Source organism: Frigidibacter sp. MR17.14, assembly GCF_037095735.1.
Classification (GTDB): domain Bacteria; phylum Pseudomonadota; class Alphaproteobacteria; order Rhodobacterales; family Rhodobacteraceae; genus Frigidibacter.
Genome location: NZ_JBAWKD010000001.1, coordinates 239,471 through 261,142 on the forward strand (window position 1 = coordinate 239,471; position 21,672 = coordinate 261,142).

Genomic DNA, 21,672 nt, shown 5'->3' on the forward strand with positions numbered 1-21,672 from the left:
CTCAGGCGGTCCCCTCGCCCGCCGCGCCCTCATCGGCCACCGGCGCCGCCAACCCGCCCGACAGCAGCGCCCGCCGCGTCGGCGCCGCGGCCAACGCCGGCTGGAGCGAAGCCTCGTCCGGCCCCTCTTCCGCCGCCGCAACGGCCGCCAGCTCCGCCTCGCGCGCGGCGCGGATCTCGTCCGCGCGATCGGTCTCGGCCCGGTTCTCGGGGTCGAACAGCGCCCCCATCACCGCCCGCGCGACCTCGAGCGCCTGCATCTGGCTGGAAAACTCCTCCATCGGCGAGAACAGCGAGCAGGCCTTGTACCCCCCCACCAGCTCGCGCCGGTTGTGGATGAACTCGTAGGCGCCCGAGGGGAAGGCGATGTGCTCCTTGGCGCCGGGGCGCAGCTCGGACCAGTCCTCGCCCTCGGCCGGCAGCAGCACGAGGTTCATGAACCAGGGCGACAGCAGCACGCCCAGAAGCCGCCCCTCGTGTTCGCAAAAGCCCACCGCCTCGACATGCAGCGCCTTGTTGACGATCGGCACGTCGCGCATCTTCGCATGCCAGACCTCGGTGAAATCCGCGACCAGCGCCGCGGTCTGCGCGGCGATCCGCTCGGCCACCCACGCCGCGTCCGAGCCGGGATCGTCGAGCACCATGAACTGCTGGTGATCGGCCCCGCATTCCGGGCAGGTCCAGTCCTCGGGCAGCGCGAGGAAGGGCGTACCGGGCAGCACCTGCCGGGTGTCGTCGCCGCGGGCCGGGTCATAGACCGTCCAGCAGATCTTGCACTCCATCACCGCCGCCGGGCTGATCTTCGCCCCGGCCCCCATGTACGAGCCTTCGAAGCGCGGTCCCGTCTCGTGCAGGGTCATCGGATCGCCTCCAGCACCTCGGCGATGCGCTCGGCGCTGTCGGCCAGATCCTCGGTCGCGGCCAGCGCCACCTCGGGCATGTCGGTGACCTCGTAGGTGTCGAGGATCAGCACATCCATCGAGTTGAAGAACTGCACCCGCCAGACATGGGCCAGCGCGGTGGCGGTGACCCGGCAGTTGCCGTAGCCGCGCGACAGGATGGTGACCGCGCCGCGGCCCAGCGCCGCCTCGAGCCAGTCCAGATCCTCGGGCGTATGCGGCAGAAGCGTCAGGTTGACGACATGCGGCACCCCGCCGGGCTGGTGGCGGCCCGACTGCTCGATCAGCTCGGCCAGCAGCGCCGGCGCATTGACGACGCCCGGGCCGCGCTTGGCCAGCGTCAGCAGCGCCGGCACCTCGGCCGCATGCGCGCGCTGCAGCGCCGCCTGCGGGATCGCCGCGATCTCCAGCCGGTTCACCCCCGCGCCGGAAACGACCCAGACCCCGGCAAAGACCGATTCCTGCGCCGCCAGCGCCGGGCGGCCACGCATCTTCAAACTGACCTCGCCCTGCTGCAGTGTCTCGGCCACCAGCCCGAGGTTCGCGGCGTCGAGCCCGGCCAGATCGAGGCTCTCGGCCCCGCCCCCTGCAGCGACCCGCGCCGCGGCGCGTCCGGCCTCGGCCAGCACCGCCAGCGCCGGGGCCAGCGCGCCGCTGTCGGCCACATCCGGCAGATGCGCGGAATAGGTCCGCATCCCCGAGGGCAGCGCCATGTATTCCAGCGCCTCGCCCTCGTCGGGCTGCGATCCGGGGCCGAAGCCGGTCGGCGGAAGATGGAAGTTCGATACCATGATGGGGGCCCTCAGACGGTCTCGGTGCCGATGATCTGCGGAATGCGCGCGAGGTAGTCCGACCAGTCGCGCACCTTGGGAATGCCGCCAAGACAGCGCCCGTCGCGCCAGAAGATCAGGCTCGGCGTCTTCAGCACGCCCGAGCGTTCGCGCAGACCCGCCTCGATCGCGTCGCCGACCACCGCGCAGTCGAAGGCGCGCTGGAAGGCGATCCGCAGCTCGGGCAGGATCACCGCGGCATCGGTGGTCTCCAGATTGCGCGCGGGGTCCCCCGGCACGAAGAGGCAATGCACCCCCGGCCGGTCCAGCCAGGCGGCCAGCGCCGCGTCGTCGTCAAGGCGCGGCATGGCGTAATCGGTGGTCAGTCGGTCGATCAGCGGATGGGTCATGTCCCGGCTCCTCGGTCCTTGCTGCGGGCGCTCAGGCCCGGTCCTGCCCCGCGTCGAGCGCGGCCTGAAGATGCGGCGGCAGGCGCGGCCCGCCGGCCTCGAGATCGGCGAAGGCGTCGCCCAGGCTGCCGCCCGCCATCAGCCGCGTCAGCCCGGCCAGTGCTGCGGCGATGCGATGCGCCTCCTCTGCCGCCAGCACCTCGCGCGCGGCGCCCAGAAAGGTCAGCACCCAGTCGCCGGCGCGCACCGCCGGGGTCAGCGACAGGTCGATCAGCGTCTCGACCCCCGCCGCATCCACCGAGCGCCCGGCGATGCCATGCACGGCGATCAGCCGCATCGGGATGCCCAGGCACATGGCTCAGCCCTCTGCCGGGAAGAAGCGCGCGTCGCCGGTGCGGCAGGCCGCATCGGCCGAGGGCCGGCCCGCCTCATAGACCTCGCGCCGGATCGCGGCATCGGCCAGGAAGCGGTCGTCCGAGACCCCTGCCAGCGGCCGGATCCCCCAGCCCGCCAGCCGCTCCAGCGCGATCCCGATCGCGGCATCGATCCGGGCCGCGACCGCCGGGCGCAGCCCGCCGCCGTAATCCTCCAGCTCGACCGGCTGGCAGCCGATCAGCATCATCCGCGCCGGGCGGCAGCCCATCAGCTCGGCGGTGGCGATCACGTCCTGGAAACCGGTCTGGTGCAGGCTCATCTTCTTGGCGCCCAGGAAGGCCGGCACCTCGTCATCCTCGACGATCTTCAGCGTGCCCGGCTCCAGCCCGTAGTCGACAGCATCGAAGACGATCAGCGCCTCGGCCTCCTCGAGGAAGGGCAGCAGGTAGAGGCCCTGCGTGCCGCCATCCAGCAGCCGCACCCCCTCGGGGAAGGCGTGGCGTCCGGCGAGCGTCTCGACGCAGCGCACGCCGAAGCCCTCGTCCGCCCAAAGAACGTTGCCGATCCCGAGGATCAGAACCGATCGCGGAGTTTCCATCTGGCCGGTCACGCGCGCCTCCCCTTCGCCGCATGCACTGGTCGCGGCGCTTCCGCTCCGCGTTGGGGCTGACATTACCGCTGGCATCCGGGCGACCGCAGCCGATTTCCTTCATCCCTGATGCAGCAAGAAGATGCGCGCCATGTGTCTGATAAAAATAAATATTATCGAAAACGGCCAAAACCGATCCGAAATGAGATCTTCCAGACAATTGAAAAAGTGGAAACCTGCTTTGCACTGGCCAAAGTATCCTCGGGGGTCCGGGGGCAGACAGCCCCCGGCGTCCCCCACCGGCGACTCGCGAACGAAAAGGGCGGGACCAGAAGGCCCCGCCCGCACTCGTCCTCCCACCGCCGTGGCCGGATCACTCCGCCCGGTCGTCCTTGAAGGTCCGATGACCCGAGATCATGGTCGAGACCATCGACTGCCGGCTCATGATGTCCTCGCGGATCGCGGCGTAGATGTGCACGATCATGAAGATCACGATCGCCCACATCCCCAGATGATGCAGCGTGTGCAGCCGCTGCGAGTTCTGCACCAGCCCCAGCACCCAGCCCATCGCGCTGTCGGGCAGGGATCCCTGCCCCGCCCCCTCGGCATACAGCGCCCAGCCGGTGACCAGCATGAAGGTCAGCCCCAGCGTCATGAAGAAGAACATCGCCAGCTGCGCCAGCGGATTGTGGCCAACGTATTTCTTCGGCTCGTCCTCGAGGAACAGATACCAGCGCAGCTCGACCACCAGCTCCCGCCAATAGGCCGCGCGCCAGACCGGCACGTAGAAAAGCTGGCGGGCATGGTGGTTGCCGACGCAGGCCCAGTAGATGCGCCCGAAGAAGCCCACGGTCAGGATCATGGCGGCGGCGAAATGCGCGAAGCGGATGTAGCCCATGATGAACTGGTCATAGGCCTCGGCGATCTGCATCGTCGGCAGCGGGCGCCCGATCAGGAAGCCGGTGACGATCAGCACCATGATCGCCGCCGCGTTCAGCCAGTGCCACAGCCGCACCGGCGCCTCGTAGACATAGACCGAGGTGCGGCGGCGGATGCTGTCGACATCCGCCTCGGTCGCGTCGCCCGCCAGCACCGAGCGGCGCATCGGCTCGGGCACCTTCGGGTTCGGGACGTGGATCGTGTCTTCCATCACCCCGCCCCCTCAGCCGAAGGCGAGCCAGAGGCCCGACAGCGCCACGGCCGAGCCGATCAGCCCCTGCAGGCTTCGGTGGCCCTGAAGCCGCGCGGCCAGCCCATAGCCCGCCAGATGCAGCGCCGCGGTGGCCGCGAGCATGCCGGCGAGGAACAGCCCGGTCGCGCCGGTGGCCTCGGCCGCATGGGCCTGACCATGCGCCAGCGCGAAGACCGCGACCGCGCCCAGTGCCGCCGCCGAGCCGCGCCGCGCCAGCGCGACGGCCAGCCCGAAGACCACGACCGAGGCGAGGATCGCGGGCTCGACCAGCGGCAGCGAGACACCCGCGAGCCCGAGCCCCGCCCCCGCCGCCATCGCGGCAAGGAAAGTCGCGACGGCGGCGCGCCGGCCGGTGATTCCGGCCCAGAGCCCGACCGCCACCATCGCCAGCAGGTGGTCGGCGCCCAGCAGCGGATGCGTCAGCCCCGATGCGAGGCCGCCGTGACCGGGATGCGCCAGCGCGGGACCGGCGGCCATCACCGAAGCGAGAATGAAAGCGATGCGTTTCATCGGGTCAGCCCTCCTCAGCGGACCTTGACGGTGGTCAGTTCCTGACCGTCCGGCGACATGACATGGGTGGAACAGGCAAGGCAGGGATCGAAGCTGTGCAGGGTGCGCAGGATCTCGACCGGCTCTTCGGGTCGCTCCATCTTGGTGTCCATCAGGCTCGCCTCGAAGGCGCCGATGTTGCCGGCGGTATCGCGGGGCGAGCCGTTCCAGGTGGTGGGCACGACGCATTGGTAGTTCTCGATGCGCCCGTCCTTGATCTTGATCCAGTGGCCCAGCGCGCCGCGCGGCGCCTCGGTGTTGCCGACGCCCTTGGCCTCCTTCGGCCAGGTCTTCGGGTCCCATTTCTCGATGTTGGCCGTGGTCTGATCGCCGTTTCTGATGTTGGTGATCAGCTTGTCGAAGAAGTACTTCTGCAGCCGGCCGCAATACTCGCTTTCCAGCGCCCGCGACGCGGTGCGGCCCAGCGTCGAGAAGAGCGCGTCGAACGGCAGGTCCATGGTGCGCAGCAACCCGTCGACCTGGTTCCTGATGTCCTCGTGCCCCTTGGCATAGCCCACCACGTAGCGGGCGAGCGGCCCGACCTCCATCGCATGGCCGCGCCAGCGCGGCGCCTTGATCCACGAGTATTTCGCCGCCTCGTCCAGTTCCTCGATGTTGGTCCGCGTGCCCTTGGCGTTGGGGCCAAGCTCGTATTTCGCTTCGGTCACGCCGTCCCATGGGTGCAGGCCCTTGCCCGGCTCGCCATAGGTGTACCAGCTGTGGTCGACGAACTCCTGCACCTGTTCCGGGTCGCGCGGATCGACGTCATGCACCTCGGCGAGGTTGCCGTTGATGATCGCGCCGCGCGGCAGGTGCAGGGTCGCGGCATCGAAGTTGTTCGGATGCTCGGGGATGTCGCCATAGGCCAGACAGGCCTTCGACGACAGGCCGCCGCCATAGAGCCAGTTGCGGTAGAACCCGCCGATCGCCACCACGTCGGGCAGATAGACGTTGCGGTTGAACTCGATGCACTTGTCGATGATGGAGCTGACCATGTTCAGCCGCTCCATGTTGATCGCACCGACCGAGCCGACGCCGTCGATGTTGATCGGGCACGGAACCCCGCCGACCAGCCAGTTCGGATGCGGGTTCTTGCCGCCGAAGATCGTGTGGACCTTCACCACCTCCTTCTGCAGGTCGAGCGCTTCCAGATAGTGGGTCGTGGCCATCAGGTCGGCCTCGGGCGGCAGCAAATAGGCCGGATTGTCCCAGTAGCCGTTCTTGAAGAGCCCGAGCTGCCCCGATTCCACGAATTTCTTCAGCCGGTTCTGCACGTCGCGGAAATAGCCCGGCGAGGAAAGGGGGTGCGAGGGCGACACCGCCTGCTGCAGCTCGGACGTGGCCTTGGGATCGGCGCGCAGCGCGTTGATCGGGTTCACCCAGTCCAGCGCGTGCAGGTGGTAGAAATGCACGATGTGATCGTGGATCTGCAGGTTCAGCTGCATCATGTTGCGGATCGAGTTCGCGTTGTCGGGGATCGCGATCCCCAGCGCGTCCTCGACCGCGCGCACGCTCGTCAGCGCATGCGTGCCGGTGCAGACCCCGCAGATGCGCTCGGTGAAGGCCCAGGCGTCGCGCGGATCGCGGCCCTTCAGGATCACTTCGAGCCCCCGCCACATCGTCCCGGTCGAGACCGCGTTGCGGATCACGCCGTTCTCGTCGACGTTGACCTCGCAGCGCATGTGCCCCTCGATCCGGGTGACGGGGTCGACGACGATGCGGCGGCCGGAGTTGTCGAGATTGAAGCCGTTCGGCGTCTGGACGACCATGGCTCAGACCTCCTCTTTCTGGGATTTCTTCTGCGCGCGCTTCAGGGCCGAGACCGCGGCATGCGCCGCGACCGAGGCGCCGACGACGCCCGCCGCCGCCATGCCGACCTGATCGGCCGTGGCCTCGATCCCGAACTGCTTGATCGTGGTCAGCCGGTCGTAGAACGAGCCCTGATCCCAGAACCCGTCCTCGGAACAGCCGATGCAGCCGTGGCCGGACTGGATCGGGAAGCTCACCCCCTCGTTCCAGCGCACGGTCGAGCAGGCGTTGTAGGTGGTCGGGCCCTTGCAGCCCATCTTGTACAGGCAGTAGCCCTTCTTGGCGTATTCGTCGTCCCAGGCCTCGACGAACTGGCCGGCGTCGAAATGCGGCCGGCGGTAGCATTTGTCGTGGATGCGCTGCGAATAGAACATCGCCGGTCTGCCCTGACGGTCCAGTTCCGGCAGGCGGTCGAAGGTCAGCATGTAGGTGATGACGCCGGTCATCACCTCGGCGATCGGCGGGCAGCCGGGCACCTTGATGATCGGCTTGTCGAGGATGACCTTGTGCACCGGCGTCGCCCGCGTCGGGTTCGGCGCCGCGGCCTGCACGCAGCCGTAGGACGCGCAGGCGCCCCAGCTGATGATCGCCTTGGCGTGCTGGGCGGCGTGGCGCAGCTGCTCGACGAAGGGCTTGCCGCCGATGATGCAATACATCCCGTCCTCGTCCAGCGGCGGGTTGCCCTCGACGGCAAGGATGTAGTTGCCCTTGTACTTCTCGATCGTCTCCTGCAGCGCGGCCTCGGCCTGCACGCCCGCTGCCGCCATCAGCGTGTCGTCGTAATCGAGGCTGATCATCGACAGCACGACATCCTTGGCCAGCGGATGAGCCGAGCGGATGAAGCTTTCCGAGCAGCAGGTGCATTCCAGCCCGTGCACCCAGATGACGGGCGTGCGGGGCTTCGTCTCCATCGCCTCGGCGATCTTCGGCACGAAGCTGGGGCCAAGGCCCAGCGCCGCGGCGGTGAGCGAGCAGAACTTCATGAAGCTGCGCCGGGTGATGCCCTGCCGGCGCATCACGTCGTAGAATGTCTCGATCTGGGTCAAGCCCGCCCCTCCCCTTGCTTCGGCCCGCCGCTTCGGGCCGCCTTCGCGTGGTATCCTCGGGTATGCCGCCGCCGGTCCCCACGCGGCAAAGGAAAGCCGCCCGGCGCGAGACGATCATCATTTCCGATAAATATCAGATTATTACGCGAAATGTCGCACTGCAGCATCGCGCCTGCGGCGCAAGCCGACTGTCCGAAACCGCCCCGCTGCCGGTCAGTGGCTTTCCGGCAGGCTGGCCGCGGCGGCGACCAGCGCCTGACCCAGCGCGAGTCCGCCGTCGTTCGCCGGCACGCGGGCCTGCACCAGCACCGGCACGCCCTCGAGCGCCGTCCGCATCGCCGTCAGCAGCCCCGCGTTCTGGAAGCATCCCCCCGACAGCACCACCGCCCGTGCCCGACCGGCGGCAACCAGCGCCCGCGCCGGCGCGGCGAAGGCCTGCGCCAGCCCCGCCTGGAACGCCGCCGCGATCTCGGGCGCCGGGCGCCCCGCCTCCAGATCCGCGGCAAGCGCCCGGATCATCGGCGCGGGATCCAGCCCCGGCCCGAAGCCATAGGGCGCGGCGACCACGCCCTCGGCCAGCGCCTCGAGCCGCATCGCCGCCTCGCCCTCGTAGCTCTGCCGGTCCGGGCACAGGCCCAGCAGCGCCGCCACCGCATCGAAAAGCCGCCCCGCCGACGAGGCCATTGGCGCATTCACCCCGGCCCGCGCCGCCTGCCGCAGCGCCGCCAGCGGCTTGTCCCCGAACAACCGGTCCGCCAGATCGCCGCGCCCTGCCGCGTCGAGCCGCATCACCGCATTCCGCCAGGGCTCGCGCGCCGCCGCCGCGCCGCCGGGCAGCGGTGCCGGCGCAAGGAAGCCCTCGCGCGTGACGGCGCGATAATCGCCCAGCAGCAATTCGCCGCCCCAGACCGTGCCATCCGCGCCATAGCCGGTGCCGTCGAGGATCACCCCCGCCACCGGCCCGCCCTCCAGCGGCCAGAGGCTCTCGCCCAGACAGGCCGCCAGATGCGCATGGTGGTGCTGCACGCGCTGCAGCGGCAGGCCGCGCCGTGCCGCCTCGGCCTCGGCATGGGCGCTGGCGCGATAGCCGGGGTGCAGGTCGCAGGCCAGCACGGCCGCGCGATGCTCGAAAAGCTGCGTGTAATCCGCCTCGGCCTTCAGGAACTCGGCCCAGGTCAGCGGCTCGTCCAGCTCGCCCAGATGGTGCGACAGCAGCGCCTGCCCGCCCTTGGTCAGGCAGATCGCGGCCTTCATCTCGGCGCCATAGGCCAGCACCGGCGGCGCCGCCTCGAAGCCCGGCGGCAGCGCCAGCGTGCCCGGCACCCGCCCCCGCGCCCGGCGCAGCACCATCGGCGGATCGGCCCGCTCGACCGAGTCGTCCAGCCGCCGCGCGATCTCGCGGTCATGCATCAGGAAGGCGTCGACGAACCCGGCCAGCTTCGCGCGCGCCTCGTCATTGCCGATCACCTGCGGCTCGCCCGAAAGATTGCCCGAAGTCATCACCAAAGGCCGCCCCACCGCGTCGCAAAGCAGGTGATGCAGCGGCGTGTAGGGCAGCATCACCCCCAGCCGCGTCATCCCCGGCGCGACCGCGTCCGGCAGCGGCGCCGCGCCCGTCGCCACCAGCACGACCGGCGCGGCGGGATCGGCCAGCGCCGCCTCGTCGCCGGGCGTCAGCCGCGCGATCCCGCGCAAGACCGGCAACGGCGCCATCACCGCCAGCGGCTTCGCGGGCCGGCGCTTGCGGGCGCGCAGCAGGGCCACCGCCGCGCCATCCGTCGCGTCGCAGGCGAGGTGAAACCCGCCCAGCCCCTTCACCGCCAGCACCGCGCCCGCCCGCAGCATCGCCGCCGCCGCGGCGATCGGATCGCCCGCGACCTCGGCCCCGTCGCGCTCGAGCCAGAGCCGCGGCCCGCAGGCCGGGCAGGCGATCGGCTGGGCATGGAAGCGGCGGTCGGCGGGGCTGTCGTATTCGGCGCGGCAGTCCGGGCACATCGCGAAGCCGGCCATCACCGTGCGCGCCCGGTCATAGGGCAGGCCCTGCAGGATGGTGAAGCGCGGCCCGCAATGGGTGCAGTTGGTGAAGGCATAGCCCTGCCGCCGACCCGGCGCGCGGATCTCGTGGGCGCAGGCCGGGCAGGTCGCGGCATCGGGCGTCACCCGCGTCTCTGCCCCCTGCCCTTCCGAGCCCGCGATGACAAAGGCCCCGACCATGATTTCATCATCGACGTCAGTCACTTCCACCGCATCGACCCGCGCCAGCGGCGGTGCTTCGCTGCGCAGCGAAGCCAGAAATGCCGCGGGTGCAGCATCGGCCCAGATCAGCACGCCCTCTGGGTCGTTCAGCACCCGCCCCGACAGGCCATGCGCCTGCGCCAACTGCCAGACGAAGGGCCGGAAGCCCACGCCCTGCACCTGCCCGCGCACCCGGATGCGGACCGCCATCAGTGGCCCCTCCTAATGAACGGTGCAGACCATGCAGGGATCGAAACTGCGCACCACATGCTGCACCGCAAGCGGCGTCTCGTCCCCCTCGGCGACCGGCGTGCCCTCCAGCGCCGCCTCCAGCGCGCCCGGCACCCCACGCGCATCGCGGGGCGAGAAGTTCCAGGTCGTCGGCGCCACGATCTGATAGCCCGCGATCCGGCCCCGCTCGATCCGCACCCAATGGCCCAGCGCCCCGCGCGCCGCCTCGACCAGCCCCGCGCCCTCGCCCTGCGCCGGGATCACCACCCGGTCCATGAAACGCGCGGCGGGGTCGATGTCCTCGGCCAGCCGCTCCATCAGGATCTGCGTGCGCGCGATTTCCAGAAGCCGCCCGGCGACGCGCCCCAGCACGCCCGAGGCCCCCGGTTCCGCCGCCAGCGCCCGCGCGAGCGGATGCCCGTCGATCACCTGCCGCGCCAGCGCCCCGGTCTCCATCACCGCGCCGCCATAGCGCGGCGCCTTGCACCAGCTGTAGGCGCCCTCGCGCATCTCCTCGTCGGGCAGCGTCTGCCCGCGTGCCGGATGCGCCTCGGGCCCCAGCATCCAGGCGTGGCTCAGATCCTCGGTGATCCGCGCGGGCTCCAACGGCTGCAGCGCCCCGTCCCAGACACCGGATGCGAAACCGTGCCCGCCCTCCAGCGGATAGGCCCCGAACGACAGGTAGCGCCCCTGCCCCGGCCCCAGCGCCGCCAACCCCAAGTCCGCGGCAATGCGCAGGAACAGCGCGGCATCGCCGCGCTCCCAGTCCGCCAAAGCAGCGACATCCCCAAGCGCCGCGAACTCCTCGACCGGCGCGCCGAACAGCGTGCCCTCCAGATAGGCCCGGAAGCTGCGCAGCGTCGCCAGAATCCGCAGCCGGTCGCGCATCGAGGGCGCCTTGGTCACGCCCCCCGGCTGGATCGCCAGCGTATGCGGCCACTTCCCCGCCAGCATCCCCAGAATATGCATCAGCCGCGCCCGCGCCTCGATCGCCGCGCGCAGGCCCGATCCTTCCAGCGCCGTGAAGCGGTCGACCGCCCGGCCATGCCAGTCGTGCCCGGCATAGGCCAGCCGGGTGAAGTCCGGCATGAAGAACAGGTTGAAATGGGTCAGGTGGTCCGAGACGTTCTCGACCGCATGGATCAGCGCCGCCACCCGCTCGCCCTGCGGCGCGGGCACCACACCCGCCGCCGCCGCCAGCGCCCGCGCGGCGGCCGCCGATTGCGAGATCGAGCAGATCCCGCAGATCCGCGGCGTGATCGTCAGCGCGTCGCGCGGGTCCTTGCCCAGCAGCATCTGCTCGAAACCGCGGAAAAGGGGAGAGTTCACCCGCGCCGCCTCGACCCGACCGCCGCCCAGCGTCAGCCGCACCTCGAGATCGCCCTCGACCCGGTTGAACGGGCCCACCAGCAGTTCGGTCACTTCGGCCTCCGGATCGTCGGCGGCACCTTCACCCGGTCCGACACGGCATTCCTCGCGATCCGCTCCGGCGTCGCGGCCTTCGACAGCGAGGCCAGCGCCATGAACCAGGCCTTGGGCATGTCCGAAGGCAGACCGACCGGGATGCCCGCGATCTTCGGCGTCTCTGTGAAGGCGTGGCGCGGCTCTTCGAACTCGGGCGCGGTGCAGGCGATGCAGGGGTATCCGCCGCGGGTGCAGGAACCCTCGCCATTCCAGGGACGGATGTTGCAATCGCCCACCGCCTGCGTGCCGACGCAACCCAGATGCTCCATCATGCAGCCGATCTCGGACAGATGCGTGGCCGAGGCCTTGTATTCGTAGAACTCGTTCTTCGGGCAGCCGTGATGGACCAGATGCTCAGCATAGAATTTCGGTCGGCCGAGCGCATCGAGATCCCCCGGCCCCAGCGCCCCCGCCTTCAGCATCAGCAGCGTCTCTGTCACCCAGTCGGGATGCGTCGGGCAGCCCGCGACATTGACCACCGGCAGCCCGCTGCCGTCGCGCCAGCCCGCGGCCAGCGCCCCGCCCGGATGCGCGCCGTCGTATTGCAGCCCGACCGCGTCCGAGGGATTGCCCCCCGCCGTCGTCACCCCGCCGTAGGCCGCGCAAGTGCCCACCGCCACGACATGGCGCGCCCGGCCCGCCAGCGCCCGCGTCCAATCGAGCATCGACCGCCCGGTCCCCGCCAGCATCTGGAACCGCCCGGTGCCGCGCGGCCCCCGCGCCACCGCGCCCTCGACGCACAGGATGTCCAGCGCGTCTTCCCCGGCCTCGGCCCGCTCCAAGAGCCGCCGCGCCTCGGCCCCGGTCTCCAGCGACAGCGCCGGATGCCAGCCGATCTCGATCCCGGCGCCGGCCAGCAGTTCGGGCGCGTTCGGGTCCTCGGCGCAGAGCAAGGACATCGTGCAGCCGCCGCAGCCCGCGGCCTGAAGCCAGATCAGCCTCATTCCCCCGCCTCCGGCAGCGACAGCCGGAAGGCCGCGCCCTGATCCGAGGGCATGAGCCGCAGCGCGCCGCCATGTTCCTCGGCGATCTTGGCAGAGATCGACAGGCCGAGCCCCGTCCCCGCCCCCACCGGCTTCGTCGTGTAGAACGGATCGAACACCGCCGCCTCCGAGCCCTCGGGCACCCCCGGCCCGTTGTCGCTGACCGTGACCTCGGCAAAGCCGCCCGCGCGCGACAGCGTGACCTCGATCCGCGGTGCCGCGCGCCCCGCCAGCGCATCGACCGCGTTCTGCACGAGGTTCATCACCACCTGCTGCACATGCCCGGGCCGGCCCCGCGCCATCACCCGCGCCAGCCCGCCCACCTCGATCGCCACCGGATGCTTCGCGCCCCGGCTCACCCAGCTGGTCGCCACCCGCGCCGTTTCCGCCAGATCGAAGGCCACCATCTCGCCCGAGCCGTCGGCCGAGAGCCTGCGCAGATCCTCGACGATGTCGCGCACCCGCTCGGCCCCGTCGCGCGCGCCGCGGATCGCCTCGCGCAGGTTGCGCATCTCGCGGTCCAGCCGCAGCTCTTCGCGCAGACGCACCAGTTCCTCGCGCGCGGCGCCCTCCTGCACCCGGGTGAAATAGGTCTCGAACTTGCCGGCATAGCGTTCCAGCGCATGGGCATTGGCATAGACGAAGCTGATCGGGTTGTTCAGCTCATGCGCCACCCCCGCCAGAAGCCTGCCCAAGGACGCAAGCTTCTCGTTGCGCACCAGCTGCCCCTGCGCCTCCTTCAGCGCCCGGTGGCTTTCGGCCAGCGCCGCATAGGCCTGCCGCAGCTCTCCTAGGGGCCGCCCCGACAGCACCGCCCCCGTCGCCCGCCCGCGTTCGTCCAGAAGCGGGCTGATCGACAGGTCCAGCGGCGCCGGGCCCGCGGGCGTCAGGATCGCGATCTCGATCCGGCTCGCCCGGCGCAGCGCCCGCGCCTCGGCCAGCGCTGCCGCCAGCCGCGCGGGCTCGTCGAACAGCCCCGCCACCTCAAGCCCGGTGACCGCCTCGCGCCCGGTCAGCGCCCGGAACGAGGCATTGGCCTCGCTCACCCGGTCCTCGCGCCCGGTCACCAGCAGCACATCCGACACCGCCCCCAGCACCGAGGCGAGAAACCCCCGCAGCGCCTCCAGCTCGGTGTTCTGCCGCTCGAGCCGCTCCTGGTAGTCGACCAGATCGGCATAGGTCCGCTCGACCCCCTGCAGCACATCGGCCCAGGCGGCATCGGCGAAGGGCTCCGCCCCGCCCTCTGGCGTGTCCTGTCCGAATGCCGGCGCCATGCGCTGCCTCCCCATCGCCTTCAGACTTCGGGGCTCGGGCCCGCAAGGTCAAGCGCTTGCATGTCGCGCCCGCCCCGCGCAGCATCGCCGCGCAAGAGCAGGCGAGGATGGCATGGCACTGACGGATCTGGGCGCAAGCGCGCTTTCGGCCGGGATCGCGGCGCGCGAGATCGCGCCCGAGGCGCTGATGGAGGCGGTGCTCGACCGGATCGCGGCGGTCAATCCGCAGGTCAACGCCGTGGTCTCGCTGCGCCCGCGCGCAGACCTGATGGCCGAGGCCGCGGCGGCCGCCGCCCGCCTCGCCGCCGGCGAAAGCTGCGGCTGGCTGACCGGGATCCCGATCGCGATCAAGGACCTCGCGGCCACCGCCGGGGTGGTGACGACCTGGGGCTCGCCGCTCTGGCGCGACCATGTCCCCACCGAGGACGCGCTGATGGTGCGCCGGCTGAAGGCCGCGGGCGCGATCGTGATCGGCAAGACCAACAGCCCGGAATTCGGCCTTGGCAGCCACACCTTCAACGAGGTCTTCGGCGCGACCCGCAACCCCTACGACCTCGCCCGCACCGCTGGCGGCTCCTCGGGCGGTGCGGCGGCGGCACTGGCGGCGCGGCTCGTCCCGCTCGCCGACGGCTCCGACATGATGGGCTCGCTGCGCAACCCGGCCGCCTTCTGCAACGTCTACGGCTTCCGCCCCAGCTGGGGCCTCGTGCCCAAGGATGCCGAGGGCGACAGCTTCCTCGCCACCCTCGCGACCGAGGGCCCGATGGGCCGCAGCGTCGAAGACGTGGCGCGGCTTTTGACCACCATGGCCGGCCCCACCGCGGCGGTGCCCTTCGGCCTCGCCCCCGCCGGCGACTACGCGGCGACCCTCGACCGCAGCATCGCCGGCCGCCGCATCGGCTGGCTTGCCGACTGGGGCGGCGCCTATGCGATGGAACCCGGCATCCTCGCCCTCTGCGAGGCGGCGCTCGACCGGCTCGCCGATCTCGGGGCAGAGATCGTGGCCCTGCCCCCGCCCCTCCCGGCCGAAAAGCTCTGGCAAAGCTGGACCACGCTGCGCGCGATGCTGAACGCCGGCAGCCGCCGCGCGCTCTACGACGACCCGGCGAAACGCGCGCAGCTGAAGCCCGAAGCGATCTGGGAGATCGAGCAGGGCCTAACCCTGCCCGCGCAGGCGGTCTACGAGGCCTCGGTGATCCGCTCGAAACACTACGCGCGGATGGCGAAGCTCTTCGAGACGGTGGATGCCGTGGCGCTGCCCTCGGCCCAGGTCTGGCCCTTCCCGGTCGGAATGCGCCACCCGACCGAGATCGCGGGCCGCCCCCTCGACACCTATCACCGCTGGATGGAGGTGGTGGTGCCAGTCAGCCTCGCGGGCCTGCCGGCACTGTCGATCCCTGTAGGGTTCGGCGCGCAGGGCCTGCCGATGGGCCTGCAGATCGCGGGCCCGCATGGCGGCGACCTCGGCGTCCTGCAGATCGGCCAGGCCTGGCACCAGGCCACCGACTGGCCCGGCCAGCGCCCACCCGCGCTCTGATTTCTTGCTGGTGGAAATATCCCGGTGGTCCGGGGGCAGCGCCCCCGGCCTTCGTCACTTCGCGCGGATGACCTGCAGCAGCGGCAGCAGGTCGGCCATTTCCGGCCCATGCTCCATCCCGGTCAGCGCCTTGCGCAGCGGCATGAACAGCCCCTTGCCCTTGCGCCCCGTCGCGGCCTTCACCGCCCCGGTCCACTCGCCCCAGGTCGCCGCGGTGAACGGCCGCGCCGGCAGCAGCGCCATCGCCTCGGCGATGAAGCCCTCGTCCTCGGGCGCCACCAGCGGCTCGGCGCCGTTCAGCACCAGCTCCGCCCAGGGCCCCAGCTCGTCGAGCGTGGTGATGTTGTGGCTCGCCACCTTCCAGAAGCCCTCGGCCAGCGCGTCCGGCACGCCCAGCGCCGCGATCTGCGACGCCACCGCCGCGAAGGGCAGCTGCTGGTTGCGGGCGCGAGTCAGCGGGAACAGGTCCTCGGCATCGAACTTGGTCGGCGCCGCACCGAACTGCGACAGGTCGAACCCCTCGGCCAGCTCGTCGAGCGTCATCCGCAGCTCGACCGGCTGGCTCGATCCCAGCCGCGCCATCAGCGACAACAGCGCCTCGGGCGCCACGCCGCGCGCCCGCAGGTCGCGCAACGACAGCGTGCCCAGCCGCTTCGACAGCTCTTCCCCGCCCGCGCCGGTCAGCAGCGAATGGTGCGCGAAGGCCGGCACCGTGCCGCCCAGGCTCTCGATGATCTGGATCTGCGTCGCGGTGTTGGTCACGTGGTCGGCGCCGCGCACGATATGGGTCACGCCCATGTCGGTGTCGTCGACCGACGAGGCGAAGGTATACAGCACCTGCCCGTCCGCCCGGATCAGCACCGGGTCCGAGACCGAGGCCGCATCGATCGAGATGTCGCCCAGAATCCCGTCGGTCCATTCGATCCGGCTCTGATCCAGCTGGAAGCGCCAGTAGCCCTCGCGCCCCTCGGCGCGCATCTTCGCCTTCTCGTCCTCCGACAGGCCCAGCGAGGCGCGGTCATAGACCGGCGGGCGGCCCATGTTCAGCTGCTTCTTGCGCTTCAGGTCCAGCTCGGTCGGGCTTTCGAAGCATTCGTAGAAGCGCCCCGCCGCGCGCAGCTGGTCGGCGGCCTCGGCATAGCGCTCCAGCCGGTCCGACTGCCGCTCGACCCGGTCCCATTCCAGACCCAGCCACTCGAGGTCCTGCTTGATCCCGTCCGCATATTCCTGCTTCGACCGCTCGCGGTCGGTGTCGTCGAGGCGCAGGATGAAGCTGCCGCCCGACTTCCGCGCGATCAGGTAGTTGAACAGCGCGGTCCTCAGGTTGCCGACATGGATGTAGCCGGTCGGCGAGGGGGCGAAGCGGGTGGTGACGGGACGGTCTGCCATGTCTTGGGTACTCCGTTTACGCCCGTGGCTCTTTCATATCGCCCCGGTTTTGTCCATATCGGCGACGGATGCGGGCCGCGGCGGACCTGCCATGACAGCCATGCGGGGAACGGGATGCATAACGGAAACGGCTTCGGCGGAAACGGTTCGGACGCGACCGAGGGCTGGGGCGGGCTGGCGGCACCGGGCGCCGAGGTGATCGAGGCGATGGCCCGCGCCACGGTCGCGGCGCTGCCCGCGCAATTCGCAGGCCCCGCCGGCGCCGTCGTGATCCGGGTCGAGGATTTCCCGCCGGAAGAGTTCATGGCAGAGCTCGACCTCGACGATCCCTTCGAGCTTTCGGGCCTCTACGAGGGCGTGCCGCTGCCCGAGAAATCGGTGATGGACCAGCCGACGCGCCCCGACACGGTCTGGCTCTTCCGCCGCCCGATCCTCGACGAATGGGTCGAGCGCGGCAATGTCAGCCTTGGCGACCTCGTGGCGCATGTCACCGTCCACGAATTCGCGCATCACTTCGGCTGGTCCGACGCAGAGATCGCCGCGATCGACCGCTGGTGGGAGTGACCGCGCCGGCGCGCCCCTGACGCGCCCCTGACGCGCCCGGGCCGCCCCGTCACGCCGTGAAACGGGCGGGCCGGTCCCTCGGGCCGCCCACGTGCCGCGGCCACGCGGCGACGACTGCGTGCAGCAGGCCGGACGCAACGCGCGACACCCCGCCCGGGGTTGCCGCCCCCGCCCGCCCCGGGCCGATCCATTCGCCCCGGCGGACGTCCCCGGCAGAAAAGCACTCGCGCACCAGCCCTATCCGCCCCGGTCTGCCACGCGATGCCCGACCCCGGTCGCCCCTTCCCGCCCTGTCGAACTCGCCCCCGCCGGGCTCTGCCGCCAAGATGCGCTGCCCCCGCCAATCCCGTCCCCGCCGCGCCCCGACGGCGTCACCCCCCACTCCACCTCGGCCCTGCCGCCCGACAGGTCTTCATCGCATCGCGACATGCTCCGGCCCCGCGCTGCCCAATCGAGCCCCGCTCCAGCCCTGTTAGGACTTGCCGCCCAAGCCCTCCACACGTCCCGCCCAGCTGCGGCCGCACCTCTCTGCTCAGCATCACATCGGCCTCGCGTCCTCACCGCGTTGCGACACGGCCCCGCCTAGCCCTCCACGATCGCACTCTGCCCCATCGCGCCCAGCCTGGGCCGCGTCCCGTCCTCACCGCCCAGGCCCGCCACGGGGCATGCCCCGCTGCGGCCACACCTCGTCTGCCCGGTCTCACGTCGCGACAGCCTCGCCGCGCGCCCTGACCGCGTCGTGCCATGGCCCGCCCTCGCGCTCTCACGCAGCGCGGTTTCCCCGCAGGCCACCCCGCCCCGTACCGCGCCCGTCGATCCCCGTGCCCCCCTCGGGCCCAGTGAACAGCGGCAGCCGCAGGACGATCGCCTGATGTGGCTTCCCCTCCCGCTCACCCCCTCCGAACGACACCCTGACGGCGGATGTCGGGCACAAGCCGTGACAGCCGGGGCCGCGGCGGCGGGCCACGACCGCGACACTGCACGCGCCGCCCAGCCCCCCTGTCCCCGCGCGAGCAGCCGCGAATTGACGCATCCGCCGCATGACTTTTCCGCGAGCCGGCGCCTTGGCGTTCGGACTCGGCGCCCTCGCGCGCTACCCTTTGCGGCGAAAGGCCGGCCGCGACGGTCCGCCCGCCAGCGAAAGCGAGGATCCGATGACCCCCGACACCTCACGCGACACCTCGGGCGCCCCGGGCCTGACCCGCCGCGCCAGCCTGATCGCGGCCGCAGCCGGGGCTGTCAGCCTGCCCGGCGCGCTCGCGACCGGTGCCTCGGCGCTGCTCGCAGGACGCGCGCAGGCTCAGGACGCCCCGCCGCCGCAGCCCGGCACCGCGCCCTACTACCGCTTCCCGCTGGGCGCCTTCGAGGTGACGGTGCTGCTCGCCGGCACCCGCAAGATGGAGGATCCGCACGGGACCTTCGGCACCAATGCCACGGCCGAGGACTTCGCCGCGGTGTCGCAGGCGCATTTCCTGCCGGTCGAGGCCTCGATCAACTTCTTCCACCCGGTCGTGGTCCGCACGCCCGGCGCGGTGCTGCTCTTCGACACCGGTCTCGCGCCCGAGGGCGTGACCGGCGCGATGGCGGCGGCCGGCATCGAGCCGTCCGAGATCACCCATGTCGTCCTGACGCATATGCACGGCGACCACATCGGCGGGCTTTCGGGACCGTCGGGCGAGACCTTCCCGCAGGCGACCCCGGTCGCGGGCCGGATCGAGTTCGACCACTGGGCGCAGGCCGGCAACGAGGGCTTCGACGCCAAGGTCCGCCCGCTCGAGCCGCGGATGACCTTCCTCGCGGATGGCGACAGCGTGGTCGAAGGCGTCACCGCCGAGTTGGCCCCCGGCCACACCCCCGGCCACATGATCTTCAACCTGGAAAGCGAGGGCGCGCGGCTGGTGCTGACCGCGGACACCGCGAACCACTATGTCTGGTCGCTGGGCCATCCCGACTGGGAGGTGCGCTTCGACGCCGACAAGGCCACCGCCGCCGAGACCCGCAAGCGCGTCTTCGGCCGCATCGCCGACGAGCGGCTGGCCTTCATCGGCTATCACATGCCCTTCCCCGCGACCGGCCATGTCGCCCGCACCGAGGACGGCTTCCGCTTCGTGCCGATCAGCTACCAGGCGCTGCTCGGCCTCGTCTGACCACCGCCGCCCCCTGCTCCGGGGCCCGCGCCAGCCTGGCGCGGGCCGCCCGAAGACGCCTCGATCGCCAGCCGGCCGAAACGCTCGGCCGGAATCGGGCTACGAAGCGCTCAGCGCGACAGAGGGATGATCCTGTCCCGAAGCAACCTGCTTCCGGCCTGCGCGCCCAACCCTATCGGCGCAGTCGACACCTGCCGGACGGAACAGGCGGGACGGCGCCCGTCAGGCCACCGCCCGCGCCTCCGCCTCGGCCACGTCCAGATGCACCATGGTCTGGTTCAGCAGGATATAGGCGATCTCGCCGAAGGTGACCGGGCCGGTGTAGCCCCCGGTCTTGTGCCCCTCGAGCCCGCCGTAGAGATAGTTCAGGATGCAGTTGCACGAGAACTCGCCTTCGCCCGCGCTGCCGGCACCGGCCGCGAAGGCCTCGACATAATTGCCCACCGGCCGCGCCTGGCGGTATTCGACGCCATGCACCACCGGGGCATAGAACTTCACCTCGCCCGTGGCCTGGTCCACCGACTGGATCGACACGTTGATCAGCGCCCCCGCGTAATTCGCCACCAGCGGCAGCTGCGGATCCAGACCGGTTTCGGTGATGTACTCCGCGAAGCGTCGCTCGACCCCGTTGACCTTCACCGTGGTCGCCGAGAAGCCGTCGGTGTCGAACAGGAAGCTGTCCTCGGCGGCGTCGCCCTGCGAGAAGATGTTCAGGATGTCGAGGTTGATCGTCTTGCTGTCGGGCAGCGCGACATGCAGCAGCACCGCGCCCTCGTCCTGCGCCGCCCCGGTCGCGCCGTCGATCACCAGCGGGCTGCGCTTGCCGATCTCGTCGAGATGCACCCCGGTCACCCAGCCGACCAGCGGCTGGTCGAACAGCCCGGGGAAGCCAGAGCCCGCCACCGCGAATTCCGAATGCGCCAGCGAGAAGGCCGGCAGCATGATGAAGGTGACGCCGTTCGACAGGTAGCCCTCGGCGATGGCCGGCAGCGTCTCGACATCCAGATGCCGGACCTTCGCGTCGGTGGCGGAATCGAAGGTGGTGCAGAACAGCCGCTCGCGGTCGACGCAGCCGCCGGCCTCGGTCACGAAATAGACCGAGGTCCCGCCGATCCACTTGCCACGCGGCAGGGCGCGCAGCAGCGCCTCGTCCCCGGCGATGACCATCACCGCGCCGGCCTCGATCTTCGCCGCGGCCTCGGCCGGGCTCAGCATTTCATTGCGCATGTCTTTCCCCTTCAGAACGCGGCGACATCGGCCACGGCAAAGCCGTTTTTGGTGACGAAGTCCCGAAGCTCACCGATCTTGGCGCCGATGGATCCGGGGGCGACCTTCACCTCGCGTCGAAGGCGGGTGACGAGGATGCGCGTGGCGAGAGAGGCGGACCCGAGGTCGCTCTCGCTGGTCAGGACCCGCTTCCAGCGCGGGTCGGACAGGTCGGGAATCATTCGCTCCTCCGGGCGGTTCTTTCCCCCGGAGGTAGCGGAACCGTCTTAACGGAAGCTGAGCGTCAGCCGGCGATGCGGCCCGCGAAATCGACCAGGCGCCGGGCCTGGATCTCGACCGCGGCGCGGCCGGCATCGTCGAACTTGCCGGCGATCGCCGAATAGCCGTAGGGGTTGCCGCCCGCCTCGAACAGCTTGGGATCGGAATAGCCCGGCGGCACCAGGATGCAGCTCCAGTGCATGAAGGTGGTGTACAGCCCCAGCAGCGTCGATTCCTGCCCGCCATGCGGGTTCTGCGCCGAGGTCGTCGCCGTCACCGCCTTGTTCGCAAGCTTGCCTGCGGCCCAGAGCCCGCCCAGCGTGTCGATGAAGGCGCGCAGCTGGCTCGGCACCGTGCCGAAGCGCGTGGGGGCGGAAAAGAAATAGCCGTCCGCCCATTCCATGTCGGCGGGCGTCACCTCGGGGATCGCGGCCATCTTCGCCACCTGCGCCTTCCAGGCCTCCTGGCCGTCGACGACGGACTGCGGCGCGGTCTCCTTGACCTTCAAGAGCCTCACCTCGGCGCCCGCGGCCTTCGCCGCCTCGGCCGCGCAGCTCGCGACGGCATGGTTGGTGCCATAGGTCGAATAGAAGATGACGGCGATTTTCGGTGCCATGAGACCCTCGGTTTCCGGTTGGGACACGTCTTCGCAACGCCATCCTACCACCGTCGGGTCCCCATCCGATTGTGCAATCGCGCACGCAAGCTCTGCCCGCGCGCGGAAA

The 21,672-nt window shown here is 70.8% G+C and carries 20 protein-coding genes; 3 read left to right on the forward strand and 17 right to left on the reverse strand.

What is annotated here, in order from left to right:
* Nucleotide 1: 1 nt before the first annotated feature.
* The 13 genes from hybE to V8J36_RS01150 form a co-directional block, all read right to left on the reverse strand.
* On the reverse strand, nt 2-859 hold the full coding sequence (hybE, locus tag V8J36_RS01090) for a [NiFe]-hydrogenase assembly chaperone HybE (protein WP_336465405.1): 858 nt from the start codon (nt 857-859) through the stop codon (nt 2-4).
* The gene (locus V8J36_RS01095) at nt 856-1,689 is read right to left on the reverse strand and encodes a hydrogenase expression/formation protein (RefSeq protein WP_336465406.1); all 834 of its coding nucleotides are present in this window, start codon (nt 1,687-1,689) and stop codon (nt 856-858) included. The genes hybE and V8J36_RS01095 overlap by 4 nt, the downstream gene beginning before the upstream one ends.
* Before the next feature lie 11 nt (nt 1,690-1,700).
* Nucleotides 1,701-2,078, reverse strand: coding sequence for a hydrogenase accessory protein (locus tag V8J36_RS01100; RefSeq protein WP_336465407.1), 378 nt, complete (start codon nt 2,076-2,078; stop codon nt 1,701-1,703).
* A 31-nt stretch (nt 2,079-2,109) separates the two neighbouring features.
* Nucleotides 2,110-2,433, reverse strand: coding sequence for a HypC/HybG/HupF family hydrogenase formation chaperone (locus V8J36_RS01105; RefSeq protein ID WP_336465408.1), 324 nt, complete (start codon nt 2,431-2,433; stop codon nt 2,110-2,112).
* A gap of 3 nt (nt 2,434-2,436) precedes the next feature.
* Nucleotides 2,437-3,051 (reverse strand): HyaD/HybD family hydrogenase maturation endopeptidase, encoded by a 615-nt coding sequence (locus tag V8J36_RS01110; RefSeq protein WP_336466163.1) that lies wholly within the window; start codon nt 3,049-3,051, stop codon nt 2,437-2,439.
* A gap of 364 nt (nt 3,052-3,415) precedes the next feature.
* Nucleotides 3,416-4,192 (reverse strand): Ni/Fe-hydrogenase, b-type cytochrome subunit, encoded by a 777-nt coding sequence (cybH, locus tag V8J36_RS01115; RefSeq protein WP_336465409.1) that lies wholly within the window; start codon nt 4,190-4,192, stop codon nt 3,416-3,418.
* Nucleotides 4,193-4,204: 12 nt separating this feature from the next.
* Complete coding sequence (locus V8J36_RS01120) at nt 4,205-4,744, reverse strand: HupE/UreJ family protein (RefSeq protein ID WP_336465410.1); 540 nt, start codon at nt 4,742-4,744, stop codon at nt 4,205-4,207.
* A 14-nt stretch (nt 4,745-4,758) separates the two neighbouring features.
* Nucleotides 4,759-6,552: a nickel-dependent hydrogenase large subunit gene (locus tag V8J36_RS01125; protein WP_336465411.1), complete on the reverse strand. Its 1,794-nt coding sequence runs from the start codon at nt 6,550-6,552 to the stop codon at nt 4,759-4,761.
* Between the two features lie 3 nt (nt 6,553-6,555).
* Complete coding sequence (locus tag V8J36_RS01130) at nt 6,556-7,638, reverse strand: hydrogenase small subunit (RefSeq protein WP_336465412.1); 1,083 nt, start codon at nt 7,636-7,638, stop codon at nt 6,556-6,558.
* Nucleotides 7,639-7,851: 213 nt separating this feature from the next.
* Entirely contained in the window at nt 7,852-10,083 is a 2,232-nt protein-coding gene (hypF, locus tag V8J36_RS01135) for a carbamoyltransferase HypF (RefSeq protein WP_336465413.1), read from the reverse strand.
* A 12-nt stretch (nt 10,084-10,095) separates the two neighbouring features.
* Nucleotides 10,096-11,526 (reverse strand): nickel-dependent hydrogenase large subunit, encoded by a 1,431-nt coding sequence (locus V8J36_RS01140; protein WP_336465414.1) that lies wholly within the window; start codon nt 11,524-11,526, stop codon nt 10,096-10,098.
* Complete coding sequence (locus V8J36_RS01145) at nt 11,523-12,512, reverse strand: HupU protein (protein WP_336465415.1); 990 nt, start codon at nt 12,510-12,512, stop codon at nt 11,523-11,525. The genes V8J36_RS01140 and V8J36_RS01145 overlap by 4 nt, the downstream gene beginning before the upstream one ends.
* Complete coding sequence (locus V8J36_RS01150) at nt 12,509-13,825, reverse strand: ATP-binding protein (RefSeq protein WP_336465416.1); 1,317 nt, start codon at nt 13,823-13,825, stop codon at nt 12,509-12,511. Before V8J36_RS01150 ends, V8J36_RS01145 begins: the two co-directional genes overlap by 4 nt.
* Nucleotides 13,826-13,937: 112 nt before the next feature.
* On the opposite strand from V8J36_RS01150, the gene V8J36_RS01155 reads away from it, so the two are divergent.
* Nucleotides 13,938-15,362 carry an amidase gene (locus tag V8J36_RS01155; protein ID WP_336465417.1) on the forward strand — a complete coding sequence of 475 codons (1,425 nt, stop codon included), beginning with the start codon at nt 13,938-13,940 and terminating at the stop codon, nt 15,360-15,362.
* A gap of 54 nt (nt 15,363-15,416) precedes the next feature.
* Here V8J36_RS01155 and gltX read toward each other — a convergent pair whose 3' ends face one another.
* Complete coding sequence (gene gltX, locus V8J36_RS01160) at nt 15,417-16,751, reverse strand: glutamate--tRNA ligase (RefSeq protein ID WP_336465418.1); 1,335 nt, start codon at nt 16,749-16,751, stop codon at nt 15,417-15,419.
* A 207-nt stretch (nt 16,752-16,958) separates the two neighbouring features.
* Between gltX and V8J36_RS01165 the strand changes: the two genes are divergently transcribed.
* Both V8J36_RS01165 and V8J36_RS01170 read left to right on the forward strand, forming a co-directional pair.
* Nucleotides 16,959-17,315: a metallopeptidase family protein gene (locus tag V8J36_RS01165; protein WP_336466164.1), complete on the forward strand. Its 357-nt coding sequence runs from the start codon at nt 16,959-16,961 to the stop codon at nt 17,313-17,315.
* Between the two features lie 1,154 nt (nt 17,316-18,469).
* Nucleotides 18,470-19,462 (forward strand): MBL fold metallo-hydrolase, encoded by a 993-nt coding sequence (locus V8J36_RS01170; protein ID WP_336465419.1) that lies wholly within the window; start codon nt 18,470-18,472, stop codon nt 19,460-19,462.
* Nucleotides 19,463-19,684: 222 nt separating this feature from the next.
* On the opposite strand, the gene V8J36_RS01175 is transcribed toward V8J36_RS01170, so the two are convergent.
* From V8J36_RS01175 to wrbA, 3 genes are all read right to left on the reverse strand, one after another.
* Nucleotides 19,685-20,689: a DUF6976 family protein gene (locus tag V8J36_RS01175; protein WP_336465420.1), complete on the reverse strand. Its 1,005-nt coding sequence runs from the start codon at nt 20,687-20,689 to the stop codon at nt 19,685-19,687.
* Between the two features lie 11 nt (nt 20,690-20,700).
* On the reverse strand, nt 20,701-20,910 hold the full coding sequence (locus tag V8J36_RS01180; protein WP_336465421.1) for a hypothetical protein: 210 nt from the start codon (nt 20,908-20,910) through the stop codon (nt 20,701-20,703).
* A gap of 62 nt (nt 20,911-20,972) precedes the next feature.
* Nucleotides 20,973-21,563, reverse strand: a complete 591-nt coding sequence (gene wrbA, locus V8J36_RS01185) for an NAD(P)H:quinone oxidoreductase type IV (protein ID WP_336465422.1) — start codon at nt 21,561-21,563, stop codon at nt 20,973-20,975.
* Nucleotides 21,564-21,672 lie beyond the last annotated feature (109 nt).

Coding starts and splice junctions, on each gene's coding strand:
- hybE (WP_336465405.1), bottom strand. CDS start 859: ATGACCCTGCACGAGACGGGACCGCGCTTCGAAGGCTCGTACATGGGG.
- V8J36_RS01095 (WP_336465406.1), bottom strand. CDS start 1,689: ATGGTATCGAACTTCCATCTTCCGCCGACCGGCTTCGGCCCCGGATCG.
- V8J36_RS01100 (WP_336465407.1), bottom strand. CDS start 2,078: ATGACCCATCCGCTGATCGACCGACTGACCACCGATTACGCCATGCCG.
- V8J36_RS01105 (WP_336465408.1), bottom strand. CDS start 2,433: ATGTGCCTGGGCATCCCGATGCGGCTGATCGCCGTGCATGGCATCGCC.
- V8J36_RS01110 (WP_336466163.1), bottom strand. CDS start 3,051: ATGGAAACTCCGCGATCGGTTCTGATCCTCGGGATCGGCAACGTTCTT.
- cybH (WP_336465409.1), bottom strand. CDS start 4,192: ATGGAAGACACGATCCACGTCCCGAACCCGAAGGTGCCCGAGCCGATG.
- V8J36_RS01120 (WP_336465410.1), bottom strand. CDS start 4,744: ATGAAACGCATCGCTTTCATTCTCGCTTCGGTGATGGCCGCCGGTCCC.
- V8J36_RS01125 (WP_336465411.1), bottom strand. CDS start 6,552: ATGGTCGTCCAGACGCCGAACGGCTTCAATCTCGACAACTCCGGCCGC.
- hypF (WP_336465413.1), bottom strand. CDS start 10,083: ATGGCGGTCCGCATCCGGGTGCGCGGGCAGGTGCAGGGCGTGGGCTTC.
- V8J36_RS01145 (WP_336465415.1), bottom strand. CDS start 12,512: ATGAGGCTGATCTGGCTTCAGGCCGCGGGCTGCGGCGGCTGCACGATG.
- V8J36_RS01150 (WP_336465416.1), bottom strand. CDS start 13,825: ATGGCGCCGGCATTCGGACAGGACACGCCAGAGGGCGGGGCGGAGCCC.
- V8J36_RS01155 (WP_336465417.1), top strand. CDS start 13,938: ATGGCACTGACGGATCTGGGCGCAAGCGCGCTTTCGGCCGGGATCGCG.
- gltX (WP_336465418.1), bottom strand. CDS start 16,751: ATGGCAGACCGTCCCGTCACCACCCGCTTCGCCCCCTCGCCGACCGGC.
- V8J36_RS01165 (WP_336466164.1), top strand. CDS start 16,959: ATGGCCCGCGCCACGGTCGCGGCGCTGCCCGCGCAATTCGCAGGCCCC.
- V8J36_RS01170 (WP_336465419.1), top strand. CDS start 18,470: ATGACCCCCGACACCTCACGCGACACCTCGGGCGCCCCGGGCCTGACC.
- V8J36_RS01175 (WP_336465420.1), bottom strand. CDS start 20,689: ATGCGCAATGAAATGCTGAGCCCGGCCGAGGCCGCGGCGAAGATCGAG.
- V8J36_RS01180 (WP_336465421.1), bottom strand. CDS start 20,910: ATGATTCCCGACCTGTCCGACCCGCGCTGGAAGCGGGTCCTGACCAGC.
- wrbA (WP_336465422.1), bottom strand. CDS start 21,563: ATGGCACCGAAAATCGCCGTCATCTTCTATTCGACCTATGGCACCAAC.